This is a genomic window from Corallococcus sp. CA049B (assembly GCF_003611685.1).
Classification (GTDB): domain Bacteria; phylum Myxococcota; class Myxococcia; order Myxococcales; family Myxococcaceae; genus Corallococcus; species Corallococcus coralloides.
On record NZ_RAWC01000214.1, the window covers coordinates 1 to 15,511 of the forward strand.

At 69.8% G+C, this 15,511-nt stretch carries 9 protein-coding genes and 1 pseudogene; 6 read left to right on the forward strand and 4 right to left on the reverse strand.

The annotated features are described in order from the left end of the window. The first annotated feature begins 644 nt into the window (after positions 1–644). From D7W82_RS31965 to D7W82_RS42605, 6 genes are all read left to right on the forward strand, one after another. The gene (locus D7W82_RS31965) at positions 645–3,671 is read left to right on the forward strand and encodes a protein kinase (RefSeq protein WP_233588056.1); all 3,027 of its coding nucleotides are present in this window, start codon (positions 645–647) and stop codon (positions 3,669–3,671) included. 20 nt (positions 3,672–3,691) lie between these two features. Then, the gene (locus tag D7W82_RS31970) at positions 3,692–4,966 is read left to right on the forward strand and encodes a PEGA domain-containing protein (protein ID WP_120621940.1); all 1,275 of its coding nucleotides are present in this window, start codon (positions 3,692–3,694) and stop codon (positions 4,964–4,966) included. Positions 4,967–4,976: 10 nt separating this feature from the next. Then, entirely contained in the window at positions 4,977–7,922 is a 2,946-nt protein-coding gene (locus D7W82_RS31975; RefSeq protein ID WP_120621941.1) for a DUF4215 domain-containing protein, read from the forward strand. Between the two features lie 228 nt (positions 7,923–8,150). Continuing rightward, complete coding sequence (locus D7W82_RS31980) at positions 8,151–10,580, forward strand: isoamylase (RefSeq protein ID WP_120621942.1); 2,430 nt, start codon at positions 8,151–8,153, stop codon at positions 10,578–10,580. Between the two features lie 101 nt (positions 10,581–10,681). After that, positions 10,682–11,344, forward strand: coding sequence for a pentapeptide repeat-containing protein (locus tag D7W82_RS31985; protein WP_233588057.1), 663 nt, complete (start codon positions 10,682–10,684; stop codon positions 11,342–11,344). Further along, the gene (locus D7W82_RS42605) at positions 11,341–11,859 is read left to right on the forward strand and encodes a hypothetical protein (protein WP_370451096.1); all 519 of its coding nucleotides are present in this window, start codon (positions 11,341–11,343) and stop codon (positions 11,857–11,859) included. Before D7W82_RS31985 ends, D7W82_RS42605 begins: the two co-directional genes overlap by 4 nt. A gap of 997 nt (positions 11,860–12,856) precedes the next feature. Here the strand turns inward: D7W82_RS42605 and D7W82_RS42610 are convergent. The 4 genes and pseudogenes from D7W82_RS42610 to D7W82_RS41885 all read right to left on the reverse strand — a co-directional run. Continuing rightward, positions 12,857–13,156 (reverse strand): annotated as a pseudogene (locus tag D7W82_RS42610) (hypothetical protein); the annotation flags it as partial. A 199-nt stretch (positions 13,157–13,355) separates the two neighbouring features. Continuing rightward, positions 13,356–14,426, reverse strand: a complete 1,071-nt coding sequence (gene modC, locus D7W82_RS31995; RefSeq protein ID WP_120621944.1) for a molybdenum ABC transporter ATP-binding protein — start codon at positions 14,424–14,426, stop codon at positions 13,356–13,358. Beyond that, the gene (modB, locus tag D7W82_RS32000; RefSeq protein WP_120621946.1) at positions 14,426–15,103 is read right to left on the reverse strand and encodes a molybdate ABC transporter permease subunit; all 678 of its coding nucleotides are present in this window, start codon (positions 15,101–15,103) and stop codon (positions 14,426–14,428) included. Before modB ends, modC begins: the two co-directional genes overlap by 1 nt. Beyond that, a partial coding sequence (locus D7W82_RS41885) for a substrate-binding domain-containing protein (protein WP_233588058.1) occupies positions 15,103–15,511 on the reverse strand: 409 nt, incomplete at its 5' end. The genes modB and D7W82_RS41885, both read right to left, overlap by 1 nt.

A 15,511-nucleotide genomic window follows, 5' to 3' on the forward strand; every position in this document is an offset into this window, starting at 1 on the left:
CCCACCGCCGCCCTGCGAGCCCCCGGACTGTGTGGCATTGACGGGGGCCACCACCGCGGCCGGCGCCTGTGGGTCGTCACCGCCACGCCACACCAGCCCCACGGCCGCCAACACGGCCGCCAGGCCCGCGCCCGCCAACACCCAGGGCATCCCTCGCCGTCGCGAAGGGCCGGAGGCGGGCGTCTCGGTCGAAGTGGAAGGAACCATGGGAATCCAAGTAACCATCGATTCCCTGTTTCAATCAAGGAAAACAGATTGATTGGATTTTTACTGAAACCCGCCTTCTTTCACTCTGGCGAACCCCTGCAATGACAATACGCGTCACAAGAACAGTCCCTTCGTTATGGAACGACGCATGCGGCCGACACACTTCGTGTCGCGGCGGCGCAATGACTCTCCGCGTGCGTGTGCGAGTGGATGTCACAAGGCGTTGCACCCTGGGCCCGTCTGCCTTCCTGCCCCCCAAGGTCAAAACAGACACGCCACTGACGCAGGGACGTGAAGTGTCCGCGGTTCAGTGTCCGTGTATGATTCCGCTCCGTGGCGGAAGGGCCGGGGGGCTGTAGCCAGCGCATGGATGCATCGGGCGGAGGTGCCCGGGTCGCGCCATGGCTGTGAATGCGTCGCGGGAAAAGTGGCCGGACATGATGAAGAACGAAGCAGGTGCCGTGCGGCGGGAGCCTCCCGCGGTGGGCGTGACGGGTGTGTCCTCGGACCTTTCGGACCGGACACAGGCCGCGGACGTGGAGTCGCTCTTCGGAGCCGCTCCCGCGCCCGTGGAGCCGCCGTCCCGTTCCAACACGGGTTCGTCCACGTGGGACGGGCCGTCGCGTCCGGGCACGGGTGGCACCGGTGACACCGGCAACAACACCCATCCCTCCATCCAGGGCCACGCGCTGCGCCCGGGCATGCGCCTGCAGCACTACGAGCTCATCCGCGAGCTGGGCTCCGGCGGCATGGGCACGGTGTTCCTGGCGCGCGACGTGCGGCTGGGGCGCCGGGTGGCCATCAAGTTCCTGCACAGCGAGGACGCCGACATCACCCGGCGCTTCATCCTGGAGGCGCGGGCCACGGCGCGGTGCAGCCACGAGAACATCGTCATCATCTACGAGGTCGGCGAGTTCACCGGCGGCCCGTTCATGGTGCTGGAGTACCTGCAGGGCAAGCCGCTGACGAAGGTGCTGGGCAACCAGCGCCTGCCGCCCGCGCGCGCGGTGGAGCTGATGGTGCCGGTGGTGCGGGCGCTGGAGTGCGCCCACGAGCAGGGCATCGTCCACCGCGACCTGAAGCCGGAGAACATCGTCGTGACGGACTCGGGCGCCATCAAGGTGCTCGACTTCGGCATCGCCAAGGTGCTCCAGGGCGACGAGCCCGCGGAAGCCGCCCCGGGCGGCCCGCAGGGCCAGCCGCGGCTGCACTCGGTGGAGGGCATGGGCGAGGACGTGTCCAACCTCACCCGCAAGGGCGCCATCATGGGCACCATGGCCTTCATGTCCCCGGAGCAGTGGGGCATTGGCGTGGCCGTGGACAACCGCACGGACATCTGGGCCGTGGGGTTGATGCTCTTCCGCATGCTCGCCGGCAAGCACCCGTTGGATCCGCTGCGCGGCCCGCAGCTGATGGTCACGGGCATGCTGGATGAGCCCATGCCGCCGCTGCGGAGCATGGCGCCGGACGTGCCGCTGGAGCTGGCGGCCGTGGTGGACCGCTGCCTGCTCAAGCGCAAGGAGGAGCGCTATCCGGACGCGGCGTCGCTCCTGCGCGCGCTGGAGCCCTTCCTGCCCGGCCGCATGAGCCGCGAGCTGCGCGTGGACGAGAGCCCGTACGCGGGCCTCAGCTCCTTCCAGGAGGCGGACGCGGACCGCTTCTTCGGCCGCACCCGTGAAATCGCCGCGCTGGTGAACCGCATCAACGACCGGCCGCTGCTGGCCGTGGTGGGCCCGTCCGGCACGGGCAAGTCGTCGTTCGTGCGCGCGGGCCTGGTGCCCGTGCTCAAGCGGTCCGGCACGCCGTGGGAGGCGCTGGTCATCCGCCCCGGCAGAAGCCCCCTGTCGGCGCTGGCCAGCATCGTCGCGCCGCTGATGAGCTCGTCCACCACCATCGAGGACGACCTGGTGGAGCAGCAGCGGGTGGTGGAGCGGCTGCGCGCGGAGCCCGGCTACGTGGGCAACGTGCTGCGCAGCCGCGCGCGGAGGGAGAAGCGGCGCATCCTGCTCTTCATCGACCAGTTCGAGGAGCTCTACACGCTGGTGCCGGACGCCCAGGAGCGGCTGGCCTTCACCGCGTGCCTGTCCGGCATCGCGGACGACGCGACCACGCCCATCCGCGTCATCCTCTCCATCCGTTCGGACTTCCTGGACCGGGTGCCGGAGGACGAGCGCTTCATGGCGGAGCTCAGCCAGGGGCTCTTCTTCCTCACCGCGCCCGCCCGCGAAGGCCTGAAGGACGCGCTGGTGCAGCCGGCGGAGCGCGCGGGCTACCAGTTCGAGAGCCCCGCCATGGTGTCCAGCATGCTGGAGCACCTGGACGCGTCCCAGGGCGCGCTGCCCCTGTTGCAGTTCGCCGCCACGCAGCTGTGGGAGGCGCGCGACGTCACCCACCGGCTGCTCACGGAGAGCGCCTATCAGGCCATGGGCGGCATCGCGGGCGCGCTGGCGAGCCACGCGGACAGCGTGCTGGAGAGCCTGTCCACGCAGGAGCGCACCCTGGTGCGCGCGCTGTTCCTGCGGCTCGTCACCCCGGAGCGCACGCGCGCCATCGTGTCCCTGGACGAGCTGCGCGAGCTGACCCGGGAAACGGGGGAGATGCAGCGGCTCATCGACCACCTGGTGCAGGCGCGCCTGCTGGTGGTGCAGACCGGCGGCGGCGCCACGGGCGCCACGGTGGAGATCGTCCACGAATCGCTCCTGCACAGCTGGCCCACGCTGCGGCGCTGGCTGGATGAAGGGCAGGAGGACTCCGCGTTCCTGGAGCAGCTGCGCAACGCGGCCCGGCAGTGGCAGGGCAAGAACTTCGACGCGCACCTGCTGTGGCGCGGTGAGCTGGTGGAGGAGGCCCAGCGCTTCCAGCGGCGCTACCGGGGAGAGCTGCCCCGGTTGCAGCAGGACTTCCTCACGGCGGTGTTCGCGCAGGCGAAGAAGGGGCGCCGGCTGAAGCGGGCGCTGCTCATCGGCAGCGCGACGTTCCTGGGGCTCCTGGTGGTGGCGGCGGTGGTGGCGCTCGTCGTCATCCGCAACGCGCAGCAGGAGGCCGAAAAGCAGGCCCAGGCGGCCCAGGCGGCGGAGCTCATCGCGCGCGCCGCCGAGACCAACGCCCGCGGCGCGGAGGCCGAGGCCAAGCAGCGGCTGGCCGAGGTGCAGGCCAAGGAGCTGGAGCGCCAGAAGGCGCAGCAGGCGGCGGAGTCTGCCAACGAGCAGGTGGCGCTGGCCAACCAGGAGCTGCTCAGCAAGAACGACGAACTGGGGTCCGCGCTCAAGCGCGCCCAGGAAGCGCAGCTGCGCGCCCGGTTCGCCAAGAAGCGCGCCGAGGAGAGCGCCGAGTCCGCGCGCGACGCCCGCGAGGAGGCCCTCCGCGCGGCGGAGGAACTCTCCACGTTGCTCAAGCGGGAGAAGGAGCGCGTCTCCCGTCTGCAATCCCAGCTCGGCAGTCCGGTCATCGAGGTCCTGAAGTGAGAAGCATCTTGAACAGGGTGATGAGCAGGTCCGCGTTCGTGTTGTCGGTGCTGCTGGCGCTGGAGTCCGTGCCCGCGCTGGCGCAGGAGCCGGCGCCACGGACCCGCACCACGAAGACGTCCCGGAGCACGAAGAAGGCGGGCGTGCCGAAGACGGCGGGCGCCCAGAAGAAGGCCACCGCTTCAACGGCCACGGGCAAGAAGAAGCTGTCCGGCACCGGCACCTCGAAGCGGCGGCGCAAGCCCACCGCCACCGAGGCCGCGCCGGCCCCTTCGGACACGCCCCTCACCGAGTCCATCCCCATGCCTCCGCCTCCCACGCCGAAGGCCGTGGAGCCCCAGCAGGAGCAGGCCAGCAGCACGCTGGAGGGCTCGCAGCCCGGCGCGGACGAGCGCCCCTGGGCGAAGGGCATCTCCAAGACGGACCAGGACGCGTCGCTCGCGCTGTTCGGCGAAGGCAACGCGCTCTTGAAGGAGTCCATCTTCGTGCAGGCGGTGGAGAAGTACCGCCAGGCGCTGGCGCGCTGGGACCACCCGGCCATCCACTACAACCTCGCGCTGGCGCTGATGAACCTGGACCAGCCCGTGGAGGTGCACGAGCACCTGGTGGCGGCGCTGCGCTTCGGACCGGCGCCGCTGGAGAAGGAGAAGTACGAGTACGCGCGCAACTACAAGACGCTGGTGGAGAAGCAGCTCGCGCGGGTGGCCATCACCTGCGCCACGCCCGGCGCCACGGTGACCCTGGACGGCCAGACGCTGTTCGTGGCCCCTGGCCGCTACGAGGCGCTGGTGCGCCCCGGCGCGCACAGCATCTCCGCGACGATGGCGGGCTACGTGCCCAGCGACCAGAGCCGCACGCTCCTGCCCGGTGAGACGACGACGCTGGACCTGAAGCTCTTCACCTCCGACGACCTCATCCGCTACAAGCGCCGCTGGTCCGCCGCGATGCCCTGGCTGGTGATGGGCGCGGGCGTGGCCGTGGCGGGCGGCAGCACCTTCCTGCACCTCCAGTCCCGCGACCACTTCCGCGCCTTCGAGTCCGGCATCGCCGAATGCGGGGGCTGCGTGCCGCCCACCGCCGTCGCCGACGAGCGCTCGCGGGGAAACCTGATGCAGACCGGCGCCATCGCCGGGTACGCCGTGGGCGGCGCGGTCATCGTCACCGGCGCGGTGCTCGCCGTCCTCAACCAACCCAAGCCGTACCGCATCGAACCGGGCCAGGAGGCGGCGACCGTGCAGGTCACGCCGCTCCTCGGCGCGGGTTCGGGCGGTGCCGTGGCCACGTTCCGTTTCTAGAGGCTCCCGCATGACACGCGTCTCCCCTTCCTCCATGGCGCGCGCCCTGCTGCTCCTGGCCGCGCCGCTCCTGCTCCTCTCCTCCTGCTTCCAGCCCACCACGGTGGACTGCCCCGCCGGGCTGGTGTGCCCGGAGGGCCTGAAGTGCGCCGCGAACCAGGCCACCTGCATCTCCACGGACTGCGGCGACGGCGTCATCCAGGGCTCCGAGCAATGTGACGACGGCAACGTCGTGGACGGCGACGGCTGTAGCCGCGACTGCCAGTCCACCGAGACGTGCGGCAACGGCGTCGTGGACCGGGTCACGAACGAGAAGTGCGACGACGGCAACACCGAGGACGGCGACGGGTGCAGCGCGGACTGCAACTCCAACGAACTGTGCGGCAACGGCGTCACGGACACGGCCGTGGGCGAGAAGTGCGACGACGGCAACAACGCCAGCGGCGACGGGTGCAGCGCGGACTGCCTCTCCACCGAGGTCTGCGGCAACGGCTACACCGACCCCTCCAAGGAGGAGCGCTGCGACGACGGCAACACGGTCAGCGGCGACGGGTGCAGCGCGGACTGCCGCTCCCAGGAGAGCTGCGGCAACGGCTACGTGGACGTGGCCAAGGGCGAGAAGTGCGACGACGGCAACAACATCAACGGCGACGGGTGCAGCTCCGACTGCAAGTCCAACGAGACCTGCGGCAACGGCGTCCTGGACACCATCAAGGGTGAAATCTGCGACGACGGCAACAACGTCAGCGAGGACGGCTGCAGCGCGGACTGCCGCTCCGCGGAAGGCTGCGGCAACGGCGTGCGCGACGGCGAGGAGCAGTGCGACGACAAGGGCGAGTCCGCCACCTGCAACCTCAACTGCACCGTGCGCGTCTGCGGTGACGGCATCGTCAACCGGACCGCGGGCGAGCAGTGCGACGACAAGGGCGAGTCCGCCTACTGCAACGCCAACTGCACGCTGCGCGCCTGCGGCGACGGCGTGGTGAACACGTCCTCCGGCGAGCAGTGCGACAACCCCGGCCCCGTCAACAGCAACACCTGCGACGCGGACTGCACCATCGCCTTCTGCGGCGACGGCTTCACCAACATCACGCGCGGCGAGCTGTGCGACACGGCGGGCAACTCCCGCACCTGCAACGCGGACTGCACGCCCGCGGCCTGCGGCGACCGGTACCTCAACACCGCGGCGGGCGAGCAGTGCGACGACGGGCCCAACTCCGCCATCTGCGACGTGGACTGCACCCCCACGGCCTGCGGCGACGGCGTCACCAACACGGCGGCGAAGGAGCAGTGCGACGACGGCAACACGCGCGACGACGACGACTGCCTGGGCACCTGCAAGCCGAACATCTGCGGCGACAGCGTGGTCAACGTCAACGGGCCGGAGCGCCCGGAGGCCTGCGACGACGGCAACACGCGGACGGAAACCGCGTGCGACTACGGCACCGCCACCTGCGACGCGTGCAGCGGCGACTGCAAGACCGCGCTGGCGCTGAAGGGCAACGTCTGCGGCGACAACGCCAGGGACACCGCGAACGAGGCCTGTGACGACGGCAACACCGAGACGGAGGACGCCTGCCCCTACGGCCAGGCCACCTGCAAGGTGTGCCGCTTCGACTGCAAGGAGAGCCTGTCGCGCACGGGCAACATCTGCAGTGACAACGTGAAGGACGCGGACCACGAGGCCTGCGACGACGGCAACACCACCACGGAGACGTCCTGCCCCTACGGCCAGGCCAGCTGCCAGAAGTGCAGCGGTGACTGCCAGAGCGTCCTCCCGCTCCAAGGCAACGTCTGCGGCGACGGCATGAAGGACGCCACCAACGAGGTCTGCGACGACGGCAACACGCAGACGGAGTCCTCCTGCCCCTACGGCATGGCCAGCTGCCAGGTGTGTCGCGGTGACTGCAAGGAGCTCATCCCCGTCACGGGCAACGTCTGCGGCGACGGCGTGGCGGACCTGGCCCACGAGAAGTGCGACGATGGCAACACCACCACGGAGACCTCCTGCCCCTACGGCCAGGCCAACTGCCAGCGGTGCAGCAGTGATTGCCAGACGCTCCTGATGCTCGGCGGCAACGTCTGCGGTGACGGGGTGCAGGATCCCAGCGCCGCGAACGAGGTCTGCGACGACGGCAACACGCAGACGGAGTCCTCCTGCCCCTATGGGCAGGCGAGCTGCCAGGTGTGCCGCGGCGACTGCAAGGAGCTGCGCCCCGTCACGGGCAACGTCTGCGGCGACGGCATGGTGGACCCGGCCCACGAGAAGTGCGACGACGGCAACACGCAGACGGAGTCCTCCTGCCCCTACGGCCAGGCCAACTGCCAGCGGTGCAGCAGTGATTGCCAGACGCCCCTGATGCTCGGCGGCAACGTCTGCGGGGACGGGGTGCAGGACGCGACCAACGAGGCCTGCGACGACGGCAACACCCTCATCTGCGGCTCGTGCAGCGCCAACTGCAAGGCGAAGACGCTCACGGTGGCGACGGGCACCATCACGGCCTCGTCGGGCTCGCAGATGTTCGACGAGGAGACGTTCACCATCAGCGACGGCATCAACACGCCCGTCACCTTCGAGGTGGACCGCGACAACAAGCTCAAGAACAACGCCAACCAGCGGGTCGTGCTCGCGTCCGACACGCCGGCGGCGCAGGTCGCGCAAGCCATCCGGAACGCCATCAACGCGGTGGAGGAGCCCTTTGAAATCGAGGCCGCCATCTCCGCGTCCAGCACCATCACCGTGAACCTCACCCACAAGCTCCAGGGCTCCATCGGCAACCAGACCATCACGGAGAGGATCACCAACTCGGGCTTCCGGGTGAGCGGGATGACGGGCGGCAGCGGCTACGACTGCGCCCAGGGCACGAAGTGCGTGGGCGACGAGGACTGCGCCCGCGACCTGGTGTGCGGGACCAACAAGACCTGCGCTCCCCCGCCGGTCGTCCCCGCGCCCTGAGCGCGGCTCCGGCGTGTGACCTCCCTGTTTCAGGAGGGAGGTCACCCGCGTTGACGCACCGGGCCATGTCCTGCGTCACACGCGAGCGGACCGGGGGGCGCGAGTGGGGGAACGTGCGGTTGACTTCACCGTCGTGGGGGTGGTGAACCGGGCGGGCCCCGGGTAGTCGCGGGCCCGGTGGCCTTGCAGCGGTCGTGACCCTCGCTTGCCGCGTCTGGAGCCACATCCATGATGACCCCTCCCCGTCGTCACCGCCGGAGCCCCTGGCTCACGCGGTGGCATCCCCTCGTCGCCGTGGGCTTCGCCTCGGCGCTGGTCTCCTGCGCCACCCCTGAAACGCCTGACGAAGCCCCCGCCCCCGCCGCGCCCGCCGCGGAGGACCTCGCGCAGCGCGAGCAGGAGTTGCTCACCTGGACGCTGGGCGCGAAGTACGACGCCACGCAGGCCAACATCACCTTCAACGTGTACTCGTCGCGCGCCACGCGCATCGAGGTGTGGATCTACAACACGGCGCAGGGCGCGCAGGAGCGCGTCAGCTACGTGATGACGAAGAACGCGACGACCAACGTCTGGACGAAGACCGCCTCCGTCGCCACGCTGAAGAACAGCTACGGCGTCACCGGCACCGTCTATTACGGCTACCGCGCGTGGGGCCCCAACTGGACGTACAACTCCAGCTGGAGCAAGACGAACAACACGGTGGGCTTCATCGCGGACGTGGACTCCGCGGGCAACCGCTTCAACCCCAACAAGCTCTTGTGGGACCCGTACGCGCTGGAGCTGTCGCACGACCCGGTGAACCCCAGCAACGCGGACGCCACGGTGTTCGCGTCCGGTCCGTCACACCGCTACAAGGACAGCGGCCCGTTCGCGCCCAAGAGCATCGTGCTGCCGCCGGACACCACGTCCACCGGCACCAAGCCCGCGCGCGCCTTCAAGGACGACATCGTCTATGAGGTGCACCTGCGCGGCCTGACGAAGCAGGACACGGGCTCCGGGCTGGATGCCGCCTGTCTGGGCACCTACAAGACGGCGGGCCAGAAGGCCGCGCAGCTGGCGGCGCTGGGCGTGACGGCGGTGGAGTTCCTGCCGCTGCACGAGACGGACAACGGCAACAACGACAAGGTCGCGAGCACCGCGGGCGACAACTACTGGGGTTACATGAACCTCAGCTACTTCGCGCCGGACCGCCGCTACGCCTGCGACCAGACGCCGGGCGGCCCCACGCGCGAGTTCAAGGCCATGGTGAAGGCGTTCCACGACGCCGGCATCAAGGTGCTGGTGGACGTGGTCTACAACCACACCGGCGAGGGCGGCGCGTGGATCAACGGTGACCCGAGCACGTACAACGTCATGTCGTACCGGGGCCTGGACAACCCCACGTACTACAGCCTGACGAAGGACATGCAGTTCAACTGGGACAACACGGGCGTGGGCGGCAACTTCAACACGTTCAACCCCACGGCCCGCAACGTCATCCTGCATTCGCTGTCCTACTGGAAGGACACGCTGGGCGTGGACGGCTTCCGGTTCGACCTGGCGTCGGTGCTGGGCAACATCTACGAGCACGAGACGACCACGCACGGCGGCTTCGAGTACAACCGCGACAACCCGAACACGGCGCTCAACCAAATCACCACGCAGCTGGATCCGCGGCCGGAAGGAGGCGGCGCGGGCACGGACTTCATCGCGGAGCCGTGGGCCATTGGCGGCAACTCCTACCAGGTGGGCAACTTCCCGGCGAAGTGGCGGGAGTGGAACGGCGCGTTCCGCGACACCTTCCGCAAGGACCAGAACCAGATGGGCGTGGAGAACGTGACGCCGGGGCAGCTGGCGACGCGCTTCGCGGGCTCGTCGGACCTGTACCAGGATGACGGCCGCAAGCCGGCCGCGTCCGTGAACTTCATGGTGGCCCACGACGGCCTCACCCTGAAGGACCTGTACTCGTGCAACAGCAAGGACAACAGCCAGCCGTGGCCCTACGGCCCGTCCGACGGCGGCGAGGACAGCAACCACAGCTGGGACCAGGGCGGCAGCGCCACGCTCCAGCGGCAGGCGGCGCGCAACGGCCTGGCGTTCCTGATGCTGAGCGCGGGCGTGCCCATGATTACCGGCGGTGACGAGTTCCTGCGCACGCAGTACTGCAACAACAACGTGTACAACCTGGACTCGAACAAGAACTGGCTGGACTACGCGTGGAGCGCGGACCAGTCCAACTTCCGCCTGTTCGCCCAGAACCTCATCGCGTTCCGCAAGGCGCACCCCGCGCTGCGCCCGGCGTCGTTCTACGCGACGACGGACGGCAACGGGAACGGGCTGGTGCAGCACGCCTGGTTCAAGCCGGACGGCGCCACGCCGGACGCGTCGTACTTCAACGACGCGGGCAACCACGCGCTGGCCTACCGCATCGACGCGTCGGAGTTCTCCGGTGAGACGGTGAACGCCATCTACGTCGCGTACAACGGCTGGTCCGGCAACGTGAACTTCGTGCTGCCCTCGCCCGGCAACGGCAAGCAGTGGTACCGGGTGACGGACACCTGCTCGTGGATTGAGAGCCGGGGCGCGAATCAGGTGCTGCTCAACCCGGGCACCGCGGACCAGATTGCCTCGAACTACGGCCTGTGCGGCCGTGGCGTGCTGGTGCTGGTGTCCAAGTAGCGTGAAGGCCGTGGGGGGCCCGGTGCGCTGTCGCCGGGTCCTTCGCGGTGCAGTGGCGGCTCACCCGCGCGCGCATGACAGCGGGCCGGTATAAGGCCGCCATGGTCCAGGACGACAGCGCGGTGGTGAAGCGGCTCCAGCAGGAGGACTCCTTCGAGAAGGAGACGTTCGAGGGGTTGGACCTCCAGAACGTCGACCTGGGTGACAAGGAGTTCTACCGGTGCACCTTCGTGAACTGCGAGCTGCAGGAGAGCCGGTGGAAGGAGGCGCTGCTGGAGGCGTGCGCGTTCCAGGGCTGCAACCTGACGCGCGCGAACTTCAACGCCATCCGGCTGCGGGACGTGCGCTTCGAGGGCTCGAAGCTGATGGGCATCGACTGGACGGGCGTGGCGGCGAACCCGGAGGTGAACTTCGAGGAGTGCGCCATGCCGTACAGCTCCTTCGTGGGGCTGAGCCTGCGCCAGACGTCCTTCGTGCGCTGCGTGGCGCGGGAGGCGAACTTCTTCGACATGGACCTGACGGACGCGGACTTCACTGGCGCGGACCTCACCGGAAGCAACTTCCGCGGCTGCACGCTGACCCGGACGGACTTCTCCGGCGCCACGGGCCTGGTGCTGGACCCCGCGCGCAACAAGCTGAAGGAGACGCGCATCCCGCAGGACACGGCGATGTCCGTGGTCCATGAACTGGGCATGCGCGTGGAGGGCTACCACGCGAAGCCGGCGGGACGCGGCGGGGTGAAGAAGACGGGAGCGAAGCGGTGAGGGATGGCACCCCGTTCGACCCGGTCGCCGTCGCGCGCGTCGCGGTGATGGTGAGGACGGGGCTCGTCGGGCTCCAGCAGCTCATCGCCTGGGCGGATGCGTGGGTGATGAAGCTGGACGCCCCACCGCGCTGGCTGCTGGAGCTGTGCACGGCACCGGATGCGGACAGGGCGCTCGGATTGCTCCTCGACATGCCGGACCTTGCGCAGCCGCTCACCGTCGAGGAGCGGGACGTGGAGGACGCGGACCACCTGGCGGGCCTGCTCCTTCGCCACCGTGGCGGGTCCATCTCCTGGGGAGACTTCCTGCTGCGGGCAGGCGAGTACCTGGATGGCAGGAGCGGCCACCGGCAGTGCGAGGAGTTCTTCATGCAGTTGGACCTGCTGGAGCGCCTGGGGTCTCCGGAGGCCCTGGTGCAGGCCCAGCGCGAGGACATCGAGCACAGCCTCCTGGACGCGCTGGAGCGGATGAAGTCCGCCCATCAGCGGTTCGAAGCGGAGGCGCGCGGGCGCTGAAGCCCCGGTGATCCGAGCACGAAGCAGGTGGCCTCAGGGCATGGACCATGAAGCGCCAGAGTCGCGCCATCCACCCGCCCAGACGGCCCCCGGTCTCATGAAGCGTTCCAATCCAACAGTCGGCCAGGGTCTCCGAGGCCGCGGCCTGCTCGTCCGCCCCGGTGCCATCACCCGCGAGTTCGCTGAGAACGGGCCCTGGGGCGGTTGGAGACAACAGCGCCTCACTTTCCAGCCCCAGGTGGAGGGCGTCTGCCTGGGAACAGAATGCGCCCCCGAGAGCCCCGATGTTCTCTGCGGCTGACACACGCTCGCCAGGGTCTCTCTCGTCCACATCGGGCCATGCCTTCGGCGCGCCGCACGGCGCAGGGTCTGACGCGGGAGCGCTGAACGGCGCTTCCTGAGAGCACGCGTCTTTGGAGGAGGGCGGCTCCTGGGGGACGGGAGCGAAGGCATCCAGCACACGGGCGTCGCACGCCTTCAGCAGCACCGGCAGCTCGTGCTGAAGCGCCCGCGCGTCGCGCTCATCCAGGGCCCCCATCGCGCGCCAAGCCCACTCGCGCAGCAACTCTCCACCCATGAGAGGCTGCAGCCGGGCCGCGCCTCCCAGGAAGGCCCGTTGCAGGGATTGAACGAGAAGCATGTACCCAGGACGCTCGGCCACCCGAGCCGCCAACCGCAGCAACTCGAACTCCATCTGCGCGCACCAGGCCCCCGACTCCCATCGCGCCGCGTCCTGCAACTTGAAGCAGGCCTCCTTCAGCTGTCCCAAAGCCATTGGAGAGGCCTTCGCGCAGCAGTCGACCAGGAGCTCCACCAGCACCTGCCGCTTGAGGCTGAAATACCCGTCCAGGAGCCCCCGGGCGTCCGGCGAGCGCGCGTCATGCAGCGCCACGCCCAGGTTCTCCAGCGTCAGCGATTCATCCAGCGCCACCGCGCGCGTCTTGCGCCCGGGGCGCTGCACCACCAGGCCCCGTGCCGCCAACCTCCGCAGCGCCTCGCGGATGGTGCCCCGGCATACCCCATAGCGACGTGCCATCTCCGCTTCGGAAGCGAATCGTCCGCTCGGGTGACACCGCCCCAGCGCGATATCGCTCTCAATCCGCGCTTCCACGTACGCCACGAGCCCGCCCCGCTCCATCCCCGTCCCCCTCTTCGCCTCAGCATCGCCATCCAACCATGGGGGTCTGACATGGGCGCGAGCCCCCACCGTCCGCGGCGCCTGCTGGAAGGGGGCACCCTCCGGTCCCGAGCGATGCAAACCTGTCCGACAGTCGGACACGTTCGCGGGTTCAGGCATCGTGCGGCGAAAACCTGTCCGACTGTCGGACAGGTTTTGAGCCAGCGCGCCCGGCGGGCCGCCTCTGCCGGTGACTCCGCCTTGCCGTCCGCGAAACCACCTTGGACTGGCCTTGGCTCCCCGTTGGGCTCCGCGAGACGCGTCTCTCGCGGAGTCCTTTCAGGTCCCGGACCTCCTCAACGAGCCTCTGGCCAACTGCTCAGGAGGTCCGCCCCGCCAGGCGATGGCAGGCGGAGGACTTCACCGCGAGGTACACGCTCAGCCCCGGTGCGATGTGGAGCTCGCGCACGGCGGCGTGCGTGAGGCGGACCACCCAGCGCACACCCGTGACGTCCACGTGGGTCGCGCACTCCCCTCCCCCCGCATCCTCCAGCTTCGTCACCGTGCCTTCGAGCACGTTGCGCGCGGAGACGCCGGTCAGCGGTCCGGTGGACAGGAGGATGTCCTCGGCGGGCACGGCGTAGGCGGCGCGGGTTCCCTGGGGGAGTTCCGGCGCGTCCGGAACCCAGAGGGACAGGCCGTCCGTGACTCGCAGCCGCGTGCCTCCGGACCCGGGATGCTCCAGCGCGCCTTCGAGGATGTTCTCCTCGGGCTCACTGGTGAGCAGGCCTCGCGCCACGGTGCCCAGCACCGTGTCCGCGGGGCCCACGGCCTTCACCGTGCCGCCATCCAGCAGCAGGGCTTCGCGAGCCAGGGCCCGTGCCTCACCGAGCTGGTGGGTCACGTAGAGCAGGGGCACGCGGGCTTCGTCGCGCACGCGCAAGAGGTACGGCAGCACGCGTTCCTTCAGCGCGACGTCCAGCGCGGCCAGGGGTTCATCCAGCAGCAGCAGCGCCGGGTCGGTGGCGAGCGCCCGAGCCAGGGCGACCCGCTGCTTCTCGCCTCCGGACAGCGTCACCGGGTAGCGGTGCAGCAGCGGCTCCAGTTCCAGCAGGTGCACGGCTTCATCCACACGCGACGGACGTCCTGCGCGCACGCCAAAGCGCACGTTCTGTCCCGCGGTGAGGTGCGGAAAGAGGAGCGCGTCCTGCGGCACGTAACCCATGCGGCGCGCTTCGGGCGGAACGTCCACGCGCGCGGCCGAGTCGAGGAGCACGCGGTCATCGACCACGACGCGTCCTGTTGCTCCCCGCCGCAGGCCCGCGAGCACCTCCAGCAGTGACGTCTTCCCGGAGCCCGAGCGCCCCAGCACCGCCACCGACGCGGACGTGAAGCGCGCTTCGACCTCCAGCGTGAAGCGCGCCAGGGGCAACCGCAGGGACAGCTCCATCACGCGAGCCCCCGCGCCCCGCGCCGCCGCGTTACGAATTCCGTCACGTACATGGCCCCGAACGCGAGCACCACCGATATGCCCGCGAGCTTCAGCGCCTCCGCGTCCTGCCCCACCTGCGTACGTTGGAAGATGGCCAGCGACAACGTCTGCGTGCTGCCCGGGATGTTGCCCGCCACCAGCACCGTCGCGCCGAACTCTCCCAACGCCCGTGAGAATGCGAGCAGTGCGCCCGTGAGCACTCCGCGCCACGCCAGCGGCAGCGTCACCCGGAAGAAGGCGCGCATGCGCGTGTCCCCCAGCGTGCGCGCCACGGCTACCAGCCGTGGATCCACCTCCTCGAAGCCCGCGCGCGCGGAGCGCACCAGCAGCGGGAACGCCATCACCGCGCTGGCCAGCACCACCGCCTTCGGCGTGAACACCACCTCCACGCCCAGCGCATCCAGCATCCGTCCCAACACCGAGTCCCGCGCGAGCAACTCCAGCAGCACGAGTCCCACCGCCGTCGGAGGCAGCACCAAGGGCAGGGCCAGCACCGTCTCCACCACGCCGAGCCCCGGTCCCCTCCAACGCGCGAGCGCGTACGCAGCCGCCACGCCCGGCACCAGGATGAGCGCCGTGGCCAAGGCCGCCACCGCCACCGTGAACAGCACCAGCCCTGTCAGCCCCTCGTCCATCACGGTGAAGGATGCCCCTTGCCCGCGTCCGGTGACTTCGAGCCGCCCGGCGCCGTGCCCGCCACTCCCGCGTCCGGTGACTTCGAGCCGCCCGGCGCCGTGCCCGTCACTCCCGCGTCCGGTGACTTCGAGCCGCCCGGCGCCGTGCCCGTCACTCCCGCGTCCGGAGCGTCCTTCTCCGTGCTCGCGTCCAGGAAGCCCAGCCGGTGGAACTCCTTCCGCGCTCCTTCCGTCTGGAGGAAGCGCACGAACGCGAGCCCGCCTCGCGGCGCCTTGCCCTGCATCAGCGCCGCCGCCGGATACACGATGCGCGGCGCGTCCCCCTCCGGCACCGTGAACGCCACCCGGACCTTCTTCGATTGCGCCGCGTCCGTCGCGTACACCACGCCCGCGTCCGCCCTCCCCGCC

Excerpts from the sequence above, each read along its gene's own strand:
- D7W82_RS31980 (WP_120621942.1), top strand. The coding sequence starts at position 8,151 with ATGATGACCCCTCCCCGTCGTCACCGCCGGAGCCCCTGGCTCACGCGG.
- D7W82_RS31985 (WP_233588057.1), top strand. The coding sequence starts at position 10,682 with ATGGTCCAGGACGACAGCGCGGTGGTGAAGCGGCTCCAGCAGGAGGAC.
- D7W82_RS31965 (WP_233588056.1), top strand. The coding sequence starts at position 645 with ATGATGAAGAACGAAGCAGGTGCCGTGCGGCGGGAGCCTCCCGCGGTG.
- modB (WP_120621946.1), bottom strand. The coding sequence starts at position 15,103 with ATGGACGAGGGGCTGACAGGGCTGGTGCTGTTCACGGTGGCGGTGGCG.
- modC (WP_120621944.1), bottom strand. The coding sequence starts at position 14,426 with ATGGAGCTGTCCCTGCGGTTGCCCCTGGCGCGCTTCACGCTGGAGGTC.
- D7W82_RS31975 (WP_120621941.1), top strand. The coding sequence starts at position 4,977 with ATGACACGCGTCTCCCCTTCCTCCATGGCGCGCGCCCTGCTGCTCCTG.
- D7W82_RS31970 (WP_120621940.1), top strand. The coding sequence starts at position 3,692 with ATGAGCAGGTCCGCGTTCGTGTTGTCGGTGCTGCTGGCGCTGGAGTCC.